Source organism: Bacillus sp. ChL18, assembly GCF_026241425.1.
GTDB lineage: Bacteria > Bacillota > Bacilli > Bacillales > Bacillaceae > Bacillus > Bacillus velezensis.
The window spans coordinates 297,496-316,688 of record NZ_JAPHWE010000001.1 but is presented as its reverse complement, the minus strand read 5'-3'; the positions used below and the strand labels follow the sequence as shown (position 1 = coordinate 316,688).

The window sequence follows — 19,193 nt, the reverse complement described above, 5'->3', positions numbered from 1 at the left end:
CTCCTTTTAGTTCATTACCCGCCGGACTGAATAGATGTCTCTGATCTGCTTAATCCGCTCGACCACTTTGTGCAGATGATTGATGTTTTGAATAAAAATCGCCATATGAATCGTAGCGACTTTATTGCGGTCGGATTTGCCGGAGACAGAGGAGATGTTGGTTTTCGTCTCATTTACGGCTTGGAGCACCTCATTTAAAAGCCCGAGACGGTCATACCCCAAAATCTCAATCTCAACGTTATATTCTTTGCGTCTTTGAACCTGTGATTCATGCTCCCATTCAACGGGGATCAAACGTTCCTGCGCTTCATTCGTTTTGACGTTCGGACAGTCATCCCGGTGAACGGATACACCGCGCCCTTTTGTAATAAAACCGACGATATGGTCGCCCGGCACCGGGTTGCAGCATTTCGACAAGCGGACGAGAAGGTTGTCAATGCCTTTTACGCGCACACCCGCTTCCCGTTTTCTCCCTTGCGGATAATGTTTCGGCTCGGAAGTGACTTCCTGAACGATTTTTTCCTGCTCTTCCTGGTCACGCAGCTTCCGTTCTTTTTCGGTGAGCCTGTTGGCCACCTGAAGAGCGGTAATGCCGTTATACCCGACCGCCGCGTACATATCCTCTTCATTTGAGAAATTGAACTTGTCGGCAACTTTTTGAAGATTTTCGAGTGTTAAAACATCTTTCACTTCAAAATCAAGATTTTTAATTTCTTTCTCGACAAGCTCACGGCCTTTTTCGACGTTTTCTTCACGGCGCTGTTTCTTAAAGAATTGGCGGATTTTGTGTTTCGCCTGGGACGTCTGCGCCAGTTTGACCCAGTCTTGACTCGGACCGTATGAATGCTTGGACGTCAGAATCTCGACGATGTCGCCCGTCCGGAGCTTATGGTCAAGCGTCACCATTTTTCCGTTCACTTTCGCCCCGATTGTTTTGTTGCCGATCTCCGAGTGGATTCTGTAGGAAAAATCAATCGGCACAGAGCCTGACGGCAGTTCAATGACATCGCCTTTTGGCGTAAATACGTATACCATGTCAGAAAACAGATCGATTTTCAGCGATTCCATAAATTCTTCCGCATCGGTAGACTCGTTTTGGAATTCAAGAATTTCACGGAACCAGGACAGTTTTTTCTCAAATGTCGCTTCTTCGTTTGCAGCCTTGCCTTCTTTATATGCCCAGTGTGCGGCCACCCCGTATTCAGCGATCTCATGCATCTCAAACGTTCTGATCTGCACTTCCAGCGGATCGCCTTTAGGCCCGATTACGGTCGTATGCAGCGACTGATACATATTCGGCTTAGGCATCGCAATATAATCTTTGAATCTGCCCGGCATCGGCTTCCAGCACGTATGAATAATGCCGAGTACGGCGTAGCAGTCTTTAATGCTTCCGACAAGAATACGGACAGCGAGCAGATCATATATTTCATTGAACTGTTTATTTTGCAGCGCCATCTTGCGGTAAATGCTGTAGATGTGCTTCGGACGGCCTGAAAAGTCCGCTTTGATATTCACTTCTTCGACGCGTTTTTTCACTTCATTGACAACCTCTTCGACATAAAGTTCGCGTTCCGCGCGCTTTTTCTTCATGAGGTTGACGATTCTGTAATATTGCTGAGGATTCAAATAACGGAGAGCGGTGTCTTCAAGCTCCCATTTGATTTTAGAAATCCCGAGCCGATGGGCCAGCGGAGCGAAAATTTCCAGCGTTTCGTTTGAAATTCTCCGCTGCTTTTCCTGCGGAAGATGCTTTAACGTCCGCATATTGTGAAGGCGATCCGCCAGCTTGATCAATATGACTCTGATATCCTGAGCCATAGCGACAAACATTTTTCGATGGTTTTCCGCCTGCTGCTCCTCTTGAGATTTATACTTAATTTTACCGAGCTTCGTCACGCCGTCGACAAGCATCGCCACTTCTTCAGAAAATGCTTCCTTCAGGTCGTCGAGGGTGACATCCGTGTCCTCTACCACGTCATGCAGAAATCCGCCCGCAATTGTGGAAGGGTCCATTTCCAGATCGACGAGGATTCCCGCCACCTGAATCGGATGAATGATGTACGGCTCACCTGATTTGCGGTACTGTTCGCGATGCGCGTTTTGCGCATACAGGTAAGCTTTCTCAACAAACGCAATCTGCTCCTCCGGCAGATAAGTGCGCGCTTTATCTATTACTTGCTCGGCAGTCAATACTTGTTCGTTCGCCATGGAATCACCTTTTTTAAATGTAAACTGTATTAGTTTATTATCAAGAAAAAAACGAGAGATGTAAAGGGCAGAAGTTCAAAACACCTAAAGAATCTGTCAGGATGATGAAATAATAGGAAAAAAGCACCCTGACACGAGTGCTTTTTTCCATATGCGGTTAATATTTCATTAATGTTAAAATATCGTAATCGTCAAGCTTGTCTCTGCCGTCAAGGTAAGAAAGCTCGATTAAGAACGCAATACCGGCTACGACGCCGCCCAGTTCTTCGACTAGCTTAATCGTTGCTTCGATCGTGCCGCCTGTTGCAAGCAAGTCATCAGTAATCAGCACGCGCTGTCCCGGCAGAATCGCATCTTTATGAATTGTCAGTACGTCTTTTCCGTACTCCAAACCGTAATCGACTTTAATGACCTCACGCGGAAGTTTTCCTTCTTTCCGAACCGGCGCAAAGCCGACTCCGAGAGCGTATGCAACCGGACAGCCGATAATAAAGCCGCGCGCTTCAGGCCCGACAACTAAATCAATTTCTTTTTCTTTTGCATATTCAACAATTTGGTCAGTGGCGTAACGGTATACGTCGCCTTTGTCCATCAATGTCGTAATATCTTTAAATTGTACGCCTTCTTTCGGGTAATCGGGCACAATTGTTACGTATTTTTTAAGATCCATCTGTTCTATGTCCTCCTCGTACTTTCATAAGCTTCTGAACCTTGGTTCATCAGCTTATTCAGCCATTCCTTCAGCTCATGGGCTGCGGAATAATTGAGCTTCTGGTCTAATTCCATCAGCTGCTGTTTTACCTGATAGGTTTGCGAATCTGCCAGGTCGCGTTTTTTCGCGCCGCTCACGACAGACAGCACACCATCTTCTATTTTAACAAAACCGAGATCAAAAAACACCTTTGTCATGAAATTGATTGTGTCAATTGACCATCCTCTGTGTCTCGCAAGCTCTGAACCATGCTTGCCGAAGTCAAAAGCGCCCCTTTTCAAGAGAAATGCGTAAAACCACTTGAAATCATTCCGCGATGGAAATGAGGACAGGAAATGTTCTTCATGATTGATAAAAACAAAATAAATCCGTTCCGGCTTCTTTCCGTCAAGCAAATGCTGCAGACGATCCGCTGACGGCGGCACATCCAGAAAAACGGCATATTTTCCGTCAAGCTGGAGAGCTTCCGCCTCGGATTCCGAAGTGATCCCGGCCAGCTCGCCCGACAGCTCTTTTTCACGGAGCTTCTGAGCGGTTTTTTCGTTAAAGCTGATGAGCACCCGTTTTTCCTTCGGCAGCGCGGTGACCGTGTCTTCCCACGTCCGCTTGCCCCTGATATCAAAAAGCTGCCATTCCGGCACCGCAGCATCTTTAATCATCAGCTGGGGCTTCTTTCTGTTGTTCCATTCATTAATGGACATCTCGCCGACAATGGAAATCGTTGATCCGGGGACAACTCCGGCTTCAAGCTCTCCTTTGTTAAAGCCGACGCAGTCAAGGACGGCGGAATCACTTTTCACCGTCATTTTCACGTGGTTTTTATTCGCTCCGATCAGGCGCACATCATCAAGCACGGCATTTTTCACCATCACATGCGGTTTAGGGTTAAGCATGCCGAACGGCGACAGCATATTCAATTCTGTAATGCTTTCAACGGTTATGTCTTCTACGCCGCAGACAAGATCAACCTCCTGAACGGGTATAAAATCCTCTTCCGTAAGGGTTTCTTCAGCCATTTGATTCAGCCTGTCCCTTAATTCCGCCACATCTTCAGCCTTCAACGTCATTCCCGCCGCCATCGGATGCCCCCCGAAATGAGGAAGAATGTCTCTGCACTGTGAAAGGCTCGTAAAAAGGTTGAAGCCTCTGATGCTTCGCGCCGACCCTTTAGCGATTCCCTGCTCCTCATCTATCCCAAGCACAACAGCGGGCCGGTAAAAACGTTCAGCCAGCTTCGATGCGACAATACCGACGACTCCCGGATTCCAGCCGGCTTTTGCCACTACAATGGCAGACGGGTTTCCGCCTTGCTGCTGAACCATTTCAACAGCCTCTTCGGTCATGGTTTTCACCATTTTCTGCCGCTCTTTATTCAGCCGGTCAATATCCGAAGCCAGTTCCTCCGCTTCAAACTGATCTTCAGTCATCAGCAGGTGCACGGCGGGATCGGCCTGTTCTATTCTTCCGACGGCATTGAGCCTCGGTGCGACCTGAAATCCGATCGTTTCCTCATCAGCTTGTCCGATATCTCCGCCGGAAAGCTTAATCAGAGCTTTGAGGCCCGGCCGATTTGTCGTCCGAAGCCTTTCGATCCCGAGTGACGCAATTAATCTGTTTTCATCATGAAGAGGCACCAGATCTGCAACCGTACCGATTGCCGCCAAGTCCAGCATAGCTTCCGGCAAAGAACCCGTAAGCGCGTGGGCAAGCTTAAACGCCACACCGACGCCGGCCAATTCTTTAAACGGATAGCCGCAGCCCGGCTGCTTCGGGTGGATGATCGCAAATACGTCAGGAAGCTCGGGTCCCGGCTCATGGTGGTCGGTAATAATGACGTCTAAGCCCAGCTCTTTTGCGACTTCAGCTTCATGGACGGCGGCGATTCCCGTATCCACTGTAATGATCAGCGAAAATCCCCGCTCTTTTATGGAGCGGAAAGCTTGTTCATTCGGGCCGTAGCCTTCTGTGAAACGGTCGGGAATATAAAATTCAACGTCCGCCGACAGCTGTCTGAGTGCCGTCAGCATCACCGACGTGCTTGTAACGCCGTCTGCATCGTAATCTCCGTAAATCATAATCGGTTCCCCTTGAGAAACCGCCAGTTTTATCCGATCAACTGCTTCCCGCATTCCCTTTAATTCATACGGGTCATAAAAGTCTGCATCCTTTGTATGTAAAAACAGCCTTGCGCTTTCGGCAGTATCAAAACCTCTTTTTACAAGCAGTGATGCCACAAGAGGTGTTATGTCCAATTGTTCTGTGAGTGATTTGACTTTTTCCTGATCCGGCTGCTGGATTTCCCAGCGCATTTTTGACGCTAACATAAATTCACCCCTCAACCACCCTATTATACTAGAGCGGACTGAGGGGTTTCAAATGTTATTCTGATCCTTTTTTCTCTTCAAGCATTTCTTCCGGCGGCGCGGCTGTTTTTTGGCCGTCCGAATCAGCCGTCAATTCACCTGCGGACCTGTTTTCTTTCCGCAGCATTTTAATTTCGCGCTTCAGTTTCATCACTTGAAAGATACCGGCTGAAAACACGATCAGCGCTCCCATTAACACAGAGCCTAAAATGACTAAAATCAGCGGCCATTCAGCGGTTCCGAACAGATAATCAACCTCAACCGCCCGCACGTTAATGACAGCAAAGATGGCGACAATCAAAGTAAATAGTAAAGCGAATATAATAGTCCATTGTTTATTCATGCGTCTGCCCCCAATTGTTCATTCTTATCTTTTCCCCCATTTTCCCGGGAGTAAACCCCGGTCTCAGGAAATCCGCGCCGTTAACTGCTCGCGGACCAGCTTTTTCAGTCCGCTTCTTTCTCCCGATATGACGAGGGTGTCCCCTGCTTCAATTACGGTATCAATGCCGGGGCTCAGCTGTTTTTGCCGGTTTTTCTTTACGATCGCAATAATCTGGACGTTGTAATGTTTCTTGGTCTCCAAATCTCCGATTGTACGGCTGACAGCCGGTGCATGAGATTCGGCTTTAAACCACTCAATGACGAGGTCATCAAGCGCGACTTCCACAGATTCCAGCGCTTTCGGCTTATACGTCATCCCGCCTAAAATAGCGGAAATCTGCCTCGCCTCTTCGTCGTTAAATTCAACGGATGCCAAGCATTCGTCATGATCATTCTCATCGAAGTAATAGAGCTCTTTTCTGCCGTCATCATGAAGAATAATACTGATTTTATCGTGATTTTTCGTAATGACTTCTACTTTCTGGCCGATGCCCGGAAGCTCCGACTCACGAACGTTCATAAGAACCCTCCTACATGTTTTTACAATGATGATTGATTATGTAAGCGTATGTCATTATAGCAAATGCAGGTTTTAAGTTCAATGCGGCCTGAAAAAACAGGCTGCCTTCTGCAAGACAGCCTGTTCCCATTTTACTCTTCGATTGATTTTTTCCCTTTAAATTCTTTACCTTTCCATACAAGCCACAGCTGCGCGGCGATGTAAAGAGAGGAATAAACGCCCGTCAATAAACCGACCAATAAGGCGACGGAGAAGTTTGTAATTGACGATGAGCCCAAAATGAGCAGCACGACGACAACAATCACAACGGTCAAGACCGTATTGATCGAACGTGTAAAGGTTTGCTGCAAGCTCAGATTCACGATATGTTCCAGATCGGCAAATGACTTCGGCTTACGTTTTTTCATCTGCTCACGTATCCGGTCAAATGTAACGATCGTATCATTTATCGAGTAACCGATTATGGTGAGAATAGCAGCGATAAAGGTGACATCGACCTCCAGCCTGGTAATGCTGAAAAACGCGATGATAAAGAAAGCGTCATACAGCAGGGATACAATTGCGGCGACAGCCATTCTGTACTCGAAACGAATTGACACGTAAATAATGATGCCGATTGATGCAATGGCGACAGCATATAAGGCATTACGGGCCAGTTCTTTTCCGACTGTCGGCGATACCGTGCTGACGTTCGGTTCAGATCCGTATTTGTCCTTAAAGTACGTTTTGATTTCAGCGATTTTTTCTTTAGACGGCTCTCCGACAAACCGAGCCGCGGCAACATGGTTCTCTTTACCAGAAAGCACGATGTTTTCCGGCTCCATGCCGAGAGAGTCAAAGTCTTTTTCAACCTGCTGCGCCGTCAATGCATGATTGCTCTGCACGTCAATCCGCGCACCGCTTGCAAAATCGATTCCCAGGTTGAGCTTAAAGACCAGTAAGATGATAATTCCCGCAATGGTTACAGCGCTTGAGAAAATAAAGAAATATTTTCGCTTGCTCGTGAAATTCCATTTCTGGAATGACGTATGCGGTTCAGTATTTTCGTCGGTCTTTTGAATGTCCATAATATGTTTTTTCTTGACGCCGAACCAGCCTTTTTTCCGGTCAAGCCATCTGCTTTCCACGAGAAGGGAGAGCAGGAATCTTGAAAGGAAGACAGCTGTAATAAAGCTTGTCAGAATTGACAGAATCAGCATCGTCGCAAACCCTTTTACAGAGCTTGTCCCGAAAATAAAGAGCACGACCGCTGCGATGATCGTTGTGATGTTCGCATCGAAAATCGTCGCGAATGACCGTCTGTTCCCTGAACGGAAAGCTGAGCGGACGGATTTGCCGAGTTTCAGTTCTTCTTTTATCCGTTCATAGGTGATGATGTTGGCATCAACCGCCATCCCGACACCCAAAATGAGCGCCGCAATACCCGGAAGCGTCAGCACCGCCTGCATCCAGTCAAACACTTGAAGCGTAATATACACGTACACAGAAAGCGTAATTATCGCTATGAGTCCAGGCAGTCTGTAATAAAGCAGCATAAATAAGAAAACAAGTGCAATCCCGATGATGCCGGCCTCTACCGTATCATGCAAAGCCTGCTGTCCGAATTGCGCCCCTACTGAAGTAGAGTATTTTTCGGTCAGTTTCACAGGCAGCGCGCCCGCGTTTAAAATATTGGCCAAGTCCTTCGCTTTTTGAACGGTGAATTGACCTTCAATCGTGACATCCTTCGTGTTTAATTCCTGGCTCACATTCGGAGCGGATACATATTTCGGATGTTTTTTGCCGACTTCTTTTTTAAATGAATCGCCTTTTTGGTAATCAAGCCAGATCACAAGCTGATTATTAGGCGCCATTTTCTTGACTTTTTTCGTCACTTCTCCGAACTTATCCGCATCCTTCAGCTTAACGCTGACAATCGGTTCGTTCGTCGTCGGATCAAAGGTTTGCTTCGCGCCGTTTTCCACGAGATCAGAGCCGTTTAAAAGCTCTTTATCATTCGTATCCCTGAACGAGAGCTGCGCTTCCGTTGACAGAATTTCGCGCGCCCTGTTCTGATTCGTGACGCCCGCCAGCTGTACGCGGATGCGGTTATTTCCTTCAATCTGAATGTTCGGCTCGCTTACGCCGAGAACGTTAGCCCGGCGGTTCAGCGCCTGCACCGTGCTGACGAGCACGTCTTTTGTGATTTTATCGCCTTTTTTGACGGGCTGCACATCGTACAGAACTTCAAACCCGCCGCGTAAATCCAATCCTAACGTAATATTATTGGCAGCCGGTTTTGTAAAATACCCCAGCCCTGTGCCGATCAATAATACGATCAGGAAAAACGCAATCAAGCGTCCTTTTTTCATTATGTATTTCCTCCTTAAACCTATGCCGTCAAATCATTATCTCAGCAGTTCATCTAAAGCTTCCTGACCCTCATCGCTTTCCAGCCAATTAGACGACTTAAAAGCTTCGACGGTTGCATAGTTCATAAAATCGCCAATTTTAACTGATAAAATATTGCCGGCCAATTCATGCAGCGGCAGTTCCTTTTTCTGTTTCCACTTTTTATGTATTAAGTATGACCATAAACTCTCGTGCTCAACATCATCGTATCCGAGGATTTTGAACTCTTCAAGTTTACTGTACAAGAAAGGCCGCAAATGATCTTTGTACATTTCGGCGGGATGTTTCTCCACTGGGCGCTCGCTCCTTTTTCCATTTTTCTCGAAGACTTGTCATGCTCGGACGACATCGGCGCATATCTTTATTGTATATGATTCCAGGTAGTTTGAGAAGGCAGGGGTTTATAAAATGGCAAAACAGACTTTTTTAAGGGGCACTCTTATTCTCATCGCAGCCGGGATGATTACGAGAATGCTCGGCTTTGTCAACCGGGTGGTTATCGCCCGGTTTATCGGTGAAGAAGGGGTCGGTTTATACATGATGGCTGCCCCGACATTTTTCTTGGCCACCACTTTGACACAATTCGGCCTCCCCGTTGCCATCAGCAAACTTGTCGCTGAAGCAAGCGCACGGGGGGACCGGCAGAAAATGAAACACATTTTAGTGATGTCGCTTACCGTCACCGGGATATTAAGTCTCATCTTCACGCCGCTGTTTTTATGCTTTGCGCCGATTATGTCCGAAACGATGCTGACGGATCAGCGCACGGTTTACCCGCTTCTGGCGATTACGCCCGTCGTGCCGATTATCGCGATCTCCAGCGTGCTGCGCGGTTACTTTCAGGGAAGGCAGAATATGAACCCGCTGGCGTTTTCCCAAGTGCTTGAGCAGATCGTGCGGATTTCACTTGTCGCAGTCTGCACGACGGTGTTTCTGCCGTACGGGATTGAATATGCCGCAGCCGGAGCCATGATTTCGTCTGTCATCGGGGAGCTTGCCTCTCTTATTTATTTATTCATTTGTTTTAAAGCAAATAAAACAATCAGAATCAGAAAACAATTTTTCAAGTCGATTGCAAATGGAAAAGAAACCTTCCGCCAGCTGATGAGCGTGTCGCTCCCGACAACCGGAAGCCGCTTCATCGGAAATTTATCTTGGTTTTTTGAACCTATTGTCGTCGCGCAGAGCCTTGCGATTGCAGGAGTGGCCACCGCTGCCGCCACCAGCCAGTACGGGGAGCTGACCGGATTTGCCATGACGGTTTTGACGCTGCCCAGCTTTATAACCTATTCTCTGTCAACGGCGCTTGTTCCTGCGATTAGTGAAGGGATGGAGCAAAAAAAGCTGCAAGTTGTCGAATACCGTCTGGAACAGGCGATGAGGCTGTGTCTTTTAAGCGGAGGCATTTCGGTGGTTATTTTATTCTCTTTCGCTGATGAACTGATGTCCGTCATGTACGGATCAACTAATGCGGCGGTATTTGTTAAAGTGATGGCGCCGTTTTTTCTGCTTTACTATTTTCAGGGGCCCCTTCAGGCGGTGCTGCAGGCTCTCAATTTAGCCGGGGCCGCCATGATGAACAGTTTTATCGGCGCCGCTGTCAAAACCGGCCTGATTTTTGTTTTGGCGACCAGGCCTTCCTTGGGCATCATGGGCGCCGCACTTGCGATTGTAACGGGGATGGTCCTTGTCACCCTGCTGCATGCGGCCACCGTAAGCAAGGTGCTTCCGATCAGCATTAAAATAAAAGAATACGCGCTCTGTTTTGCCGTCATATTCATTTGCGGTTATGTCAGCCGCATCATCAAACACGCCGTTCATTTTTCAGGGTCAGAGGCTGTTAATCTCACAGGCTGGATTGCAATGACCGCGATTTTGTACATAGCGCTTCTTCTGTTATTCAGGCTGATTAAAAGGGAAGAGCTGATCCGGATTCCGGTCATCGGCAAGTTCGTGACGCGGTAAAACCCATTTATGGCTCCCCTTTTTCATCTTTAAGATCAATAAAAAAAGCGCCGTCCGTAAACGTGCAGAATGATATAACCGAAAGATCGCGATATCCTCTTTTTGCTAAATTTTTTTCGAGCCAGTGTTTATCTTTCCCGATTCTGTCCAGGTGCTCGTTCTGAATGACCCCGTCAACGATAAGCGATGTTTCCATCTGCTTATCCTTATTGTTTTTCTTTTTGACGATCGACAGTTTGCCTGAAGACTCCAAAATGGCGTATGACACGTCAGAGATTCTATCGATGTTATTTTCCCTCAGCTGCATAAGAAGATCGTCAAAATTGTAGCGCTGCGATCTCATCGCCCGTTCATCAATTTTTCCCTGTTTTATAATAATGGTGGGTTTGCCGTCAAGCAGCTGCCGTATTTTTTGGCTTTTGAGCGAAATAAAAGCAAGGCTTACTTGAATAATCATTAAAACGACAATCGGCACAATTGTATGCAAAAGCTTATCTTTTACATTTTCAATTGCCAATACGGCAATCTCGGCAATCATAATGGAGACGACAAGGTCTAAAATGCTCAGTTCTCCGATTTCCCGTTTTCCCATCAGTCTGAAAATCACAAGAATGATAAAATAAAGCACAATCGTACGAAACGTAATAACGAAAATATCTTCCATATCGCACCTCCAACGGTCATAGCATTTGCCATCGGCTCTGAATTATGTAAGAAACGGGCTGAACATCATGCATTTACGTCTAATTCGAACATTCAGAGAATACATTTAGAAAAAGACGGGCTCCGGCTTGTCATATATCAGGCCGCAGAGCGGAGAGGAGATAAAAATGGAAGAAACGAAACAAGTGGGAAGAGGCGTCTTGTACGGCTTAGTGGCTATCTTTGCGGTGATGCTTCTTACGAGTTTGGCGATTTCGCTTTTACTGACGGTTACCTCAATGGAAGAATCATCTTTCAGCTGGCTGATCACCGCGCTTTCCTTTCTTTCTTTATTTGCGGGCGGTTTTATATCGGGCGGCAAAGCGAAGGAAAAAGGCTGGATGATCGGAGCGTTAACCGCCGTCTGTTTTTCATTAATCATCTTGCTGTTTCAATATTTAGGGTTCGGAAAAACGTTTACATCCGGTCAGCTTTTGTTTCATCTCGGCTTTTTGGGAGTCAGCATGCTGGGCGGCATTTTCGGAGTGAATTTGAAAGGAAGCAGATCAGCGTAATAAAAAAAGAGCGGAGAATCCGCTCTTTTTTTGTATGTATGAGCTTCGCTGTTATTCAGCGGAAGCTTCTCTGATTGCGCGGCGGTCAAATGTTAAACGGGTGTTATCACCTGTTTTAATGACGACCTTGCTTTCATCAATTGAATCAACAGTGCCGTGCAATCCTCCGATTGTCACCACTGTATCCCCTTTTTTCAGCTCTTCCTGCATCTGGCGTACGGCCTTCTGCTGCTTTTGCTGCGGACGGATGAGCAGGAAATAAAGCACTGCAAACATTAAAATAATAGGAACGATTGTGCCTAAAGTACCCATCTGTTTCCCTCCTTTCAAGAATGGTTTTATTTAGAAGCTTTTCGCATTTGGCTTATTATAGCCGTAACGCTCAAAGAACTCTTCTCGGAAATCACCAAGACGATCCTCCCGGATGGCTTGTCTGACCTGCTCCATTAAGTGTAACAGAAAATGAAGGTTATGGTAAGTTGTTAATCGAATTCCAAACGTTTCATTACAGCGGATCAAATGTCTGATGTAAGCGCGGGAGTAATTTTGGCATGTATGGCAGCTGCACTCTTCGTCAATCGGACGGAAATCACGCTCATATTTGGCGTTTTTCATATTCAGACGCCCTTCATTCGTAAACACCGTGCCGTTTCGGGCAATCCGGGTCGGCAGTACGCAGTCAAACATATCCACGCCGCGGATGGCGCCGTCAATTAAGGCATCCGGTGAACCCACACCCATTAAATATCTCGGCTTGTCCTTCGGTAAAAGCGGAGTTGTAAACTCAAGCACTCGGTTCATGACGTGCTTCGGCTCGCCGACAGATAATCCGCCTATGGCATAACCCGGAAAATCAAGCGAAACCAAGTCTTTTGCACTTTGTGTCCGCAGATCTTCGTATTCTCCGCCCTGTACGATTCCGAACAGCCCCTGCTCATCTGAGCGCCCGTGCGCCTCCAGGCAGCGTTCCGCCCAGCGGCTGGTCCGTTCCACAGAGCGTTTCATGTAATCATACTCTGCCGGATACGGCGGACACTCATCAAACGCCATCATGATATCAGAGCCGAGGGCGTTTTGAATTTCCATCGCTTTTTCCGGAGATAAAAACAGCTTGTCTCCGTTTAAGTGATTGCGGAAATGAACGCCTTCTTCTTCTATATTACGAAACTTGCTCAATGAAAAGACCTGAAAACCGCCGGAATCCGTTAAAATCGCGCGGTCCCAGTTCATAAACTTATGAAGCCCGCCCGCTTCTTTTACAATGTCGTGTCCCGGGCGGAGCCATAAATGGTACGTGTTGCTTAAAATAATGCCCGCATCCATAGATTTCAGCTCGTCCGGAGACATCGTCTTTACCGTAGCAAGCGTGCCGACCGGCATAAATACAGGCGTCTCAAAGGAGCCGTGGGGCGTATGGACTCTGCCCAGGCGCGCTCCCGTTTGTTTGCATTCCTTTATAAATTCATAACGTATCGGTTGTTCAGCCACTTTGTATGAGGCCTCCTGTCATTCAAATTAGATAATCAGCATGGCGTCGCCAAAGCTGAAGAAACGATATTCCTCTTCTACCGCATGACGGTAGGCGGAAAGAACATGCTCTCTGCCGGCAAGCGCAGAAACGAGCATAATAAGCGAAGATTTCGGCAGATGAAAATTGGTGATCATGCCGTCAATCGCTTTAAATTCATATCCCGGATAAATGAAGATGGACGTCCAGCCGCTTGAAGCTGTAAATACGCCGTCATGCTCGCCGGCAATGGTTTCCAGGGTACGCGTTGATGTCGTCCCGACCGACACAATGCGCCCACCCGCCTTTCTGACCTCGTTTAAAGAGGCGGCGGTTTCTTCCGTCATTTCATAAAATTCCGCGTGCATGTTATGCTCTTCCACATCATCCGCACTGACCGGGCGGAATGTGCCGAGTCCCACATGAAGTGTGATAAATTCAATCCGCACACCCTTTTGCTTCAGCTCGTCCAGAATCTCTTCCGTAAAATGAAGTCCGGCCGTCGGAGCTGCGGCAGATCCGATTTCTTTTGAAAAGACGGTCTGATACCGTTCTTTATCATCAAGCTGCTCTTTAATATAAGGAGGCAGCGGCATTTCACCGAGTGATTCAAGCACTTCGTAAAAAATCCCGTCATACCGGAATTCTATTTTTCTGCCTCCGTGATCAAGCTCCTCTGTGCAGACCGCTGTCAGCCGGCCGTCGCCAAATGTCAGGACCGTTCCTTTTTTTACGCGTTTCGCCGGCTTTACGAGCGTTTCCCATGTATCATTTTCTTCCTGTTTTAATAACAGAAGCTCCACTTTCGCTCCCGTATCTTCTTTTGTGCCGAATAATCTTGCAGGCAGCACACGGGTATTGTTCAAGACGAGGCAATCCCCTTCATTAAAAAAGCTTACAATCTCTTTAAATGAACTGTCCGTCAGCCCGCCCGTCTGTTTGTCGAGCACCATCAGCCGCGATGCGTCACGCTCTTTCAGCGGCACTTGGGCAATGAGGCGTTCAGGCAGTTCAAAATCAAATAAATCGACTTTCATCATTTCACCTTAATTCTGTCTATTGTTATTTCATTCTGCCGAAAAAATTAAGCAGAATGGATAGTATCACACTGATCACAATACAAGTGACAACGGGAAAGAAAAATGTAACATTTCCCTTCTTAACGAAAATATCTCCGGGCAGCCTTCCGACTAAGTGCCAGACTGCGCCGGCAATAAGCAAAACGGCACCGAGAACCATGAGAACCTTCGGAAAGTCAGTCACGGGCGGGCGCCTCCAATCGAAAATGTTCATACACAGCGGGAGTCACGACCCGTCCCCTCGGCGTCCTCTGGAGAAATCCGATCTGCAGCAGATACGGTTCGTACACATCCTCTATTGTATGCGGTTCTTCGCCGATTGTCGCGGAAATCGTATCAAGGCCGACGGGACCGCCGCTGAATTTTTCGATCATGCCCATCAGCAGCTTATGGTCAATGTGGTCAAGGCCGAGCGCATCGACTTGAAGACGTTCGAGCGCGTCGTGAGCGATTTCTTCCGTGATGCGGCTGTCGCCGAGCACCTGGGCAAAATCTCTCACCCTTCTGAGAAGCCGGTTTGCAACCCGCGGTGTTCCCCTTGACCGTCTGGCGATTTCCAGAGCCGGGGCTTTTTCGATATCTACTTCAAAAACGTCAGCCGTTCTTGACACGATATCTGTCAGCTCTTCCTGCGTATAGTATTCAAGGCGCGACAGCACCCCGAACCGGTCTCTGAGCGGTGCGGTCAATAATCCGACTCTTGTCGTCGCTCCTACAAGCGTAAAAGGGGGAAGGTCGAGACGGACGGAGCGGGCGGACGGGCCTTTTCCAATGACGATATCAAGGCAGAAATCCTCCATCGCCGGGTACAGCACTTCCTCAATTGAGCGGTTCAGCCTGTGAATTTCGTCAATAAACAGCACATCCCCTGGTTCGAGCGCCGTCAAAATGGCTGCCAAATCTCCCGGTCTTTCGATGGCGGGACCTGACGTCGTCCGCATCTCCACACCCATCTCATTGGCCACGATAGACGCAAGCGTTGTTTTCCCGAGACCCGGAGGCCCGTATAAAAGAACGTGGTCCAGCGTTTCCTGCCTCATTTTCGCCGCATCGATAAACACGCGCAGATTTTCTTTCACCTTCTTTTGGCCGATGTACTGGGCAAGATTCTGCGGCCTGAGGCTTTGCTCGATTATTGATTCATGGCTGTCTGCTTCACTTGAAACGAGCCGTTCATCCATGAACATCACCTTACTTTAATAATTTTTGCAATGCTTTTTTCACATATTGATCTGTTGAAAGCGACGTTTCCTCTTTTAAGTGAGGAAGCACTTTTTTAATTTCTTTTTCGGCGTAGCCGAGAACCCGGAGCGCTTCAAGCGCCTCGTCAAGCGCCGTTTCAGCCTCTTGTTTTTCAATGCGCGCTTCATGATTGAACAGGTTGTCAATCATTTCAGGCACGACGTCGGCCAGTTTGCCTTTCAAATCAAGAATAATCTGCCGCGCCGTTTTTTTGCCCACCCCCGGAAATTTCACCAAAAAGGCTTCATCTTCCTGTTCGATCGCTTCGATGACGGCTCCGGGATCACCGGAACCGAGGATGGCGAGGGCCCCTTTAGGCCCGATGCCGGTGACGTTCAGCAGCTTTGTGAAAAGCGCTTTTTCTTCCCGGGTTGAAAAACCGTACAAAGAAAAGGCGTCTTCTTTTATATGATGATACGTAAAAATGGTCTCTTGATTGCTTACCTTATAAATAAACGGATTCGGAGTGAAGACCTGATAGCCGATTCCGCCGTTTTCAATCACGATGTATTGGGGAGATACGTAATCAATCGTCCCCTTCACGAATTCAATCACACCTATTCACCTCTTTGACTGCTTATCATTGTAACACAAAAACAGCCAAAGTCTTATAGAAAAGTTAACGTATGTTCGCTTTGACACCTTCCATTCAGAAAAAAAAAGACATGTGTCACATGTCTTGCGTCAAAGTCAGCCGCTGTAAGTCTTAATATGATCGATCACGCTCTCAAACTCCGCTTTTGTCCTGTACGGTATGCCGTGTTCCAAGTGCTTTTGCAATCGGCTTTCCAGCCTTCCTATATCAATCTGGAAGAAAGACTGAATCGGCTCAGCCAGCGATCCGGGACGGCCGTGAAAAGTGGAGATGACGCCTCCGTCCGTGACACCGATATAACCGTTAACCTTACTGAGCGGAGAAATGTCATCAACATGCTTACGGAAAAGGACGAAGCCTTTTTTCTGCTCAACGAGCGTCCAGCCGGCGTATGCGGCCCAAAAATCCTCCATCGCTAAAACGGTTTCATCCGTATGTTCAATGCCGACATCACCGTCAAGATAGACCTTTTCCAGCTGGACATGCACCCGAAGCGGCCCGTAATGCTCAACCTCCGCCCCGTATGCGCCTTTTCCTCCGCAAATCAGGACCGCAGCTGATAAGATAAGCATAAACAATAGACGAGCACCGCAAATTCGTTTCACCAATAACACCTCTTTATTCAATCAAACTCTTGATGCTAGTTTGACCAAAGATGCCGATGCTTAATCGTTTTCTTTCATTTGTCTGTTCCAGCCGAAAAAAAGCAGCCTCTATATGAGGGCTGCCTCGATGATTATGCCCGGCCGGCTGAAATCAGTTTCATTTGTCCGGGCGTCAGTTTGAGCCGGTATCCCCTTACGGTCAGATACACAGTTTTTGCTCCGCGGCTTTTGTCATGCTCCGTTTTTTTCATCCCGGCCCCTCCGTTACGTTTTATTACTTTTATGTTAACACCGCAATATAAAGAGTGTTTTAAGAATATGTAAAGAAATGATGAAGATTTATCCATAAAAATACTGCCGGATGAAATCATCCGGCAGTCCGTTTAACGGCTGTTTCTGTTCATGTCTTGCAGCTTTGTAAAAGTAGCGTTGTCGGTAAACACTTGAATTGTACGGCCGTCCGCGAATTTTTTGGCCGCATGTTTGACATGTTTATCATCATTTTTCGTAAAAGGATGATTTGTTCTGACGGCAATGACGACTCTCGTGTCAGTCACGATGACCTGACTATCCTGTACGCCTTTTACTTTTTTCACGCGGTTTGCAACTTTTGCCGCCAACCTGATGTTTTCGGCGTTGTCATACCCATTATAAGACATTGCTGCCGGCGGCGTATTGACATTTCGGCCGTTATATGTGCCGTCCGTCGTTAACGGAACCCCGTCATTAGGCGCGTACTGGTCGGACACGTTTGTCGTATTATGACGGCCGTTTCGGTTTTCCATCATTTCAGAAACGGGTCCTTGATGGTCCATTCCGTACTGGCCTCTGCCGTTACCATTATCATTCGAATAATATCCGACCGGACGTGTTGACTGATTGTAGCGTCCGTCATTCATGGCATTATTTGCTCCGCATGCCGTTAAGCTTGCCGTCACGGCTAAAACGCCCGCGATCGTCATCAGTTTTTTACCCAATGGAAAAACCCCCCGTGGATTCATCGCTGTTTGAGCGTTTTCCGCTCATGTTTAGGATGTGCGGCGGGCGGCGGGTTTAAGCTTGTCAGTTATGTCCATTCCTCAGTTGGACATAAAAAAAGGAACGACATACATCGTCCCGAAACATTAATCTTCTTCTTCCTCCGGCCGTCCGAATACTTGATTTGGACTCGGCTGATTCGGCGCGACATTGGGATTTGCTCCGCCGTAAGGCATAAAATGTCCTGCGTTTGCACCCATATTCGGATACGGCTGCACAGGCATATTTGCGTGATGGTGATGTGAACCGTGGTGGTGATGATGGTGATGATGTGAATCATGGCAGCCGCAATCATCATCCTTATATTTCCCATCATGATGAGGTGCGTTTGCGTAATGTGACGAATATCCGCCGTAATACGGCATTTGACCGTAAGGAGCACCGCCGAAACCAGATGCAGAACCATCATAATGCTCTGCATTTTCATGGGCCTGGTTTTCATATTCACCGTAACCCGCTTGCGGCCCAAATCCCGGATGATGGAATCCGTACGGTAACGGCATCGGCATTACCGGAAAGCCTCCAAAACCTCCTCCAAAACCGCCGAAACCTCCGCCTACCGGGAAGCAAGGGTGGCATAATCCAGAACCCGGCAGCATCGGTGTCACCGGAACCGGACAAGGACAAGGCATGCACGGCATCGGGTAATGCATAAAAGGCGGTTCAACGGCCGGCATATTCGGAAACGGGACATTCGGAATGTTTGGCATATTCGGCAGATGATAAGCGGCGTTTTCTTCTTCCATCTTTCCGGCTTCAGGCGCCTTTGGCATATTCGGGTAATTCGCGTTTTCCATGTTGATCATTTCCTCCTGTTGTGGAATGTTATTGTCATGCTCTTTTTCTTTCGGCTCGACAAAATGTGTCACCGGTTCCTCCGGCTTAGGAGGCGACCACGGCTGAAACAGCTGATTGGACGGGTAATATTGGTTCATATCAGCTTCCGGCAGCACATTTTCATGCTTTTCAGGGATTGGCGGCACATACGGAATTGACGGCTTTGGTTCTTCCGGTATGGTGTCTTCAATGTCCACAACTGATTTCGGTTTTTCTTTGGCATATGGATGCTCATGCTTATGCGCAGACGTTCCGAAGCCGGCCTTAGGTTCTTTTCTGACCGGAACGGCTTCTGAAGGCACCTTTATCTTCATTCCAGGCATAATTAAGTCTGGATTGCTAAGCTGATGATTCAGTTTTTTTAGCTCTTCAAGATCAACTCCGTATTTTTCAGCTATTTTCCAGAGCGAATCGCCTTTTTGAACGATATGAATTTTCAACGTTTTCCCCTCCTATGCACAAAACGTGAACGGTACATTTGTCATTACAATACGTTTCTTCACACTATATGCCGGTGGACTGGGCAT

General features: G+C 47.5%; 20 protein-coding genes. 2 read left to right on the top strand and 18 right to left on the bottom strand.

Annotated elements, in window-relative coordinates:
* Positions 1–6 precede the first annotated feature (6 nt).
* The 7 genes from relA to OQ477_RS01685 form a co-directional block, all read right to left on the bottom strand.
* Positions 7–2,211, bottom strand: coding sequence for a GTP diphosphokinase (gene relA / locus OQ477_RS01715; protein ID WP_003152716.1), 2,205 nt, complete (start codon positions 2,209–2,211; stop codon positions 7–9).
* 157 nt (positions 2,212–2,368) lie between these two features.
* Positions 2,369–2,881 (bottom strand): adenine phosphoribosyltransferase, encoded by a 513-nt coding sequence (locus tag OQ477_RS01710; protein ID WP_003152714.1) that lies wholly within the window; start codon positions 2,879–2,881, stop codon positions 2,369–2,371.
* 5 nt (positions 2,882–2,886) lie between these two features.
* Positions 2,887–5,247, bottom strand: a complete 2,361-nt coding sequence (recJ, locus tag OQ477_RS01705) for a single-stranded-DNA-specific exonuclease RecJ (protein ID WP_265971189.1) — start codon at positions 5,245–5,247, stop codon at positions 2,887–2,889.
* A gap of 55 nt (positions 5,248–5,302) precedes the next feature.
* A complete protein-coding gene (locus OQ477_RS01700) occupies positions 5,303–5,629 on the bottom strand; it encodes a LapA family protein (protein WP_014418528.1) in 327 nt (108 codons plus the stop codon).
* Positions 5,630–5,692: 63 nt separating this feature from the next.
* Positions 5,693–6,190 carry a cation:proton antiporter regulatory subunit gene (locus OQ477_RS01695; RefSeq protein WP_101670095.1) on the bottom strand — a complete coding sequence of 166 codons (498 nt, stop codon included), beginning with the start codon at positions 6,188–6,190 and terminating at the stop codon, positions 5,693–5,695.
* Between the two features lie 131 nt (positions 6,191–6,321).
* Positions 6,322–8,541, bottom strand: a complete 2,220-nt coding sequence (gene secDF, locus OQ477_RS01690) for a protein translocase subunit SecDF (protein ID WP_265971188.1) — start codon at positions 8,539–8,541, stop codon at positions 6,322–6,324.
* Positions 8,542–8,577: 36 nt separating this feature from the next.
* Entirely contained in the window at positions 8,578–8,874 is a 297-nt protein-coding gene (locus OQ477_RS01685) for a post-transcriptional regulator (RefSeq protein ID WP_003152702.1), read from the bottom strand.
* 115 nt (positions 8,875–8,989) lie between these two features.
* On the opposite strand from OQ477_RS01685, the gene spoVB reads away from it, so the two are divergent.
* Complete coding sequence (gene spoVB, locus OQ477_RS01680) at positions 8,990–10,546, top strand: stage V sporulation protein B (RefSeq protein ID WP_007408188.1); 1,557 nt, start codon at positions 8,990–8,992, stop codon at positions 10,544–10,546.
* Between the two features lie 7 nt (positions 10,547–10,553).
* Here spoVB and OQ477_RS01675 read toward each other — a convergent pair whose 3' ends face one another.
* Positions 10,554–11,210, bottom strand: coding sequence for a DUF421 domain-containing protein (locus OQ477_RS01675; protein ID WP_224182138.1), 657 nt, complete (start codon positions 11,208–11,210; stop codon positions 10,554–10,556).
* Between the two features lie 166 nt (positions 11,211–11,376).
* Here OQ477_RS01675 and OQ477_RS01670 point away from each other — a divergent pair, with 166 nt between their 5' ends.
* Positions 11,377–11,763 (top strand): TIGR04086 family membrane protein, encoded by a 387-nt coding sequence (locus tag OQ477_RS01670; protein ID WP_003152697.1) that lies wholly within the window; start codon positions 11,377–11,379, stop codon positions 11,761–11,763.
* Between the two features lie 51 nt (positions 11,764–11,814).
* Here OQ477_RS01670 and yajC read toward each other — a convergent pair whose 3' ends face one another.
* The 10 genes from yajC to safA form a co-directional block, all read right to left on the bottom strand.
* Entirely contained in the window at positions 11,815–12,075 is a 261-nt protein-coding gene (gene yajC / locus OQ477_RS01665; RefSeq protein ID WP_007408187.1) for a preprotein translocase subunit YajC, read from the bottom strand.
* 30 nt (positions 12,076–12,105) lie between these two features.
* Positions 12,106–13,251: a tRNA guanosine(34) transglycosylase Tgt gene (gene tgt, locus OQ477_RS01660; protein WP_014305500.1), complete on the bottom strand. Its 1,146-nt coding sequence runs from the start codon at positions 13,249–13,251 to the stop codon at positions 12,106–12,108.
* A gap of 27 nt (positions 13,252–13,278) precedes the next feature.
* On the bottom strand, positions 13,279–14,307 hold the full coding sequence (gene queA, locus OQ477_RS01655) for a tRNA preQ1(34) S-adenosylmethionine ribosyltransferase-isomerase QueA (protein ID WP_003152692.1): 1,029 nt from the start codon (positions 14,305–14,307) through the stop codon (positions 13,279–13,281).
* A 25-nt stretch (positions 14,308–14,332) separates the two neighbouring features.
* Positions 14,333–14,533: a DUF2905 domain-containing protein gene (locus OQ477_RS01650; RefSeq protein WP_265971187.1), complete on the bottom strand. Its 201-nt coding sequence runs from the start codon at positions 14,531–14,533 to the stop codon at positions 14,333–14,335.
* Positions 14,526–15,530, bottom strand: coding sequence for a Holliday junction branch migration DNA helicase RuvB (gene ruvB, locus OQ477_RS01645; protein WP_007408185.1), 1,005 nt, complete (start codon positions 15,528–15,530; stop codon positions 14,526–14,528). Before ruvB ends, OQ477_RS01650 begins: the two co-directional genes overlap by 8 nt.
* Before the next feature lie 10 nt (positions 15,531–15,540).
* Positions 15,541–16,146, bottom strand: coding sequence for a Holliday junction branch migration protein RuvA (gene ruvA / locus OQ477_RS01640; protein WP_007612848.1), 606 nt, complete (start codon positions 16,144–16,146; stop codon positions 15,541–15,543).
* A 135-nt stretch (positions 16,147–16,281) separates the two neighbouring features.
* Entirely contained in the window at positions 16,282–16,791 is a 510-nt protein-coding gene (locus OQ477_RS01635; protein WP_265971185.1) for an intercompartmental signaling factor BofC, read from the bottom strand.
* A gap of 131 nt (positions 16,792–16,922) precedes the next feature.
* On the bottom strand, positions 16,923–17,042 hold the full coding sequence (locus OQ477_RS20980; RefSeq protein WP_007612850.1) for a hypothetical protein: 120 nt from the start codon (positions 17,040–17,042) through the stop codon (positions 16,923–16,925).
* A 132-nt stretch (positions 17,043–17,174) separates the two neighbouring features.
* Positions 17,175–17,768, bottom strand: coding sequence for a YhcN/YlaJ family sporulation lipoprotein (locus tag OQ477_RS01630; protein ID WP_014721606.1), 594 nt, complete (start codon positions 17,766–17,768; stop codon positions 17,175–17,177).
* Positions 17,769–17,915: 147 nt separating this feature from the next.
* The gene (safA, locus tag OQ477_RS01625; RefSeq protein ID WP_265971183.1) at positions 17,916–19,106 is read right to left on the bottom strand and encodes a spore coat assembly protein SafA; all 1,191 of its coding nucleotides are present in this window, start codon (positions 19,104–19,106) and stop codon (positions 17,916–17,918) included.
* Between the last annotated feature and the right edge of the window lie 87 nt (positions 19,107–19,193).

What these genes read in the sequence shown, in the direction of transcription:
- relA (WP_003152716.1), bottom strand. Translation starts at nt 2,211, where the DNA reads ATGGCGAACGAACAAGTATTGACTGCCGAGCAAGTAATAGATAAAGCG.
- queA (WP_003152692.1), bottom strand. Translation starts at nt 14,307, where the DNA reads ATGAAAGTCGATTTATTTGATTTTGAACTGCCTGAACGCCTCATTGCC.
- OQ477_RS01675 (WP_224182138.1), bottom strand. Translation starts at nt 11,210, where the DNA reads ATGGAAGATATTTTCGTTATTACGTTTCGTACGATTGTGCTTTATTTT.
- ruvB (WP_007408185.1), bottom strand. Translation starts at nt 15,530, where the DNA reads ATGGATGAACGGCTCGTTTCAAGTGAAGCAGACAGCCATGAATCAATA.
- OQ477_RS01670 (WP_003152697.1), top strand. Translation starts at nt 11,377, where the DNA reads ATGGAAGAAACGAAACAAGTGGGAAGAGGCGTCTTGTACGGCTTAGTG.
- OQ477_RS20980 (WP_007612850.1), bottom strand. Translation starts at nt 17,042, where the DNA reads ATGAAAAAAACGGAGCATGACAAAAGCCGCGGAGCAAAAACTGTGTAT.
- secDF (WP_265971188.1), bottom strand. Translation starts at nt 8,541, where the DNA reads ATGAAAAAAGGACGCTTGATTGCGTTTTTCCTGATCGTATTATTGATC.
- recJ (WP_265971189.1), bottom strand. Translation starts at nt 5,247, where the DNA reads ATGTTAGCGTCAAAAATGCGCTGGGAAATCCAGCAGCCGGATCAGGAA.
- yajC (WP_007408187.1), bottom strand. Translation starts at nt 12,075, where the DNA reads ATGGGTACTTTAGGCACAATCGTTCCTATTATTTTAATGTTTGCAGTG.
- OQ477_RS01695 (WP_101670095.1), bottom strand. Translation starts at nt 6,190, where the DNA reads ATGAACGTTCGTGAGTCGGAGCTTCCGGGCATCGGCCAGAAAGTAGAA.
- spoVB (WP_007408188.1), top strand. Translation starts at nt 8,990, where the DNA reads ATGGCAAAACAGACTTTTTTAAGGGGCACTCTTATTCTCATCGCAGCC.
- OQ477_RS01700 (WP_014418528.1), bottom strand. Translation starts at nt 5,629, where the DNA reads ATGAATAAACAATGGACTATTATATTCGCTTTACTATTTACTTTGATT.
- OQ477_RS01710 (WP_003152714.1), bottom strand. Translation starts at nt 2,881, where the DNA reads ATGGATCTTAAAAAATACGTAACAATTGTGCCCGATTACCCGAAAGAA.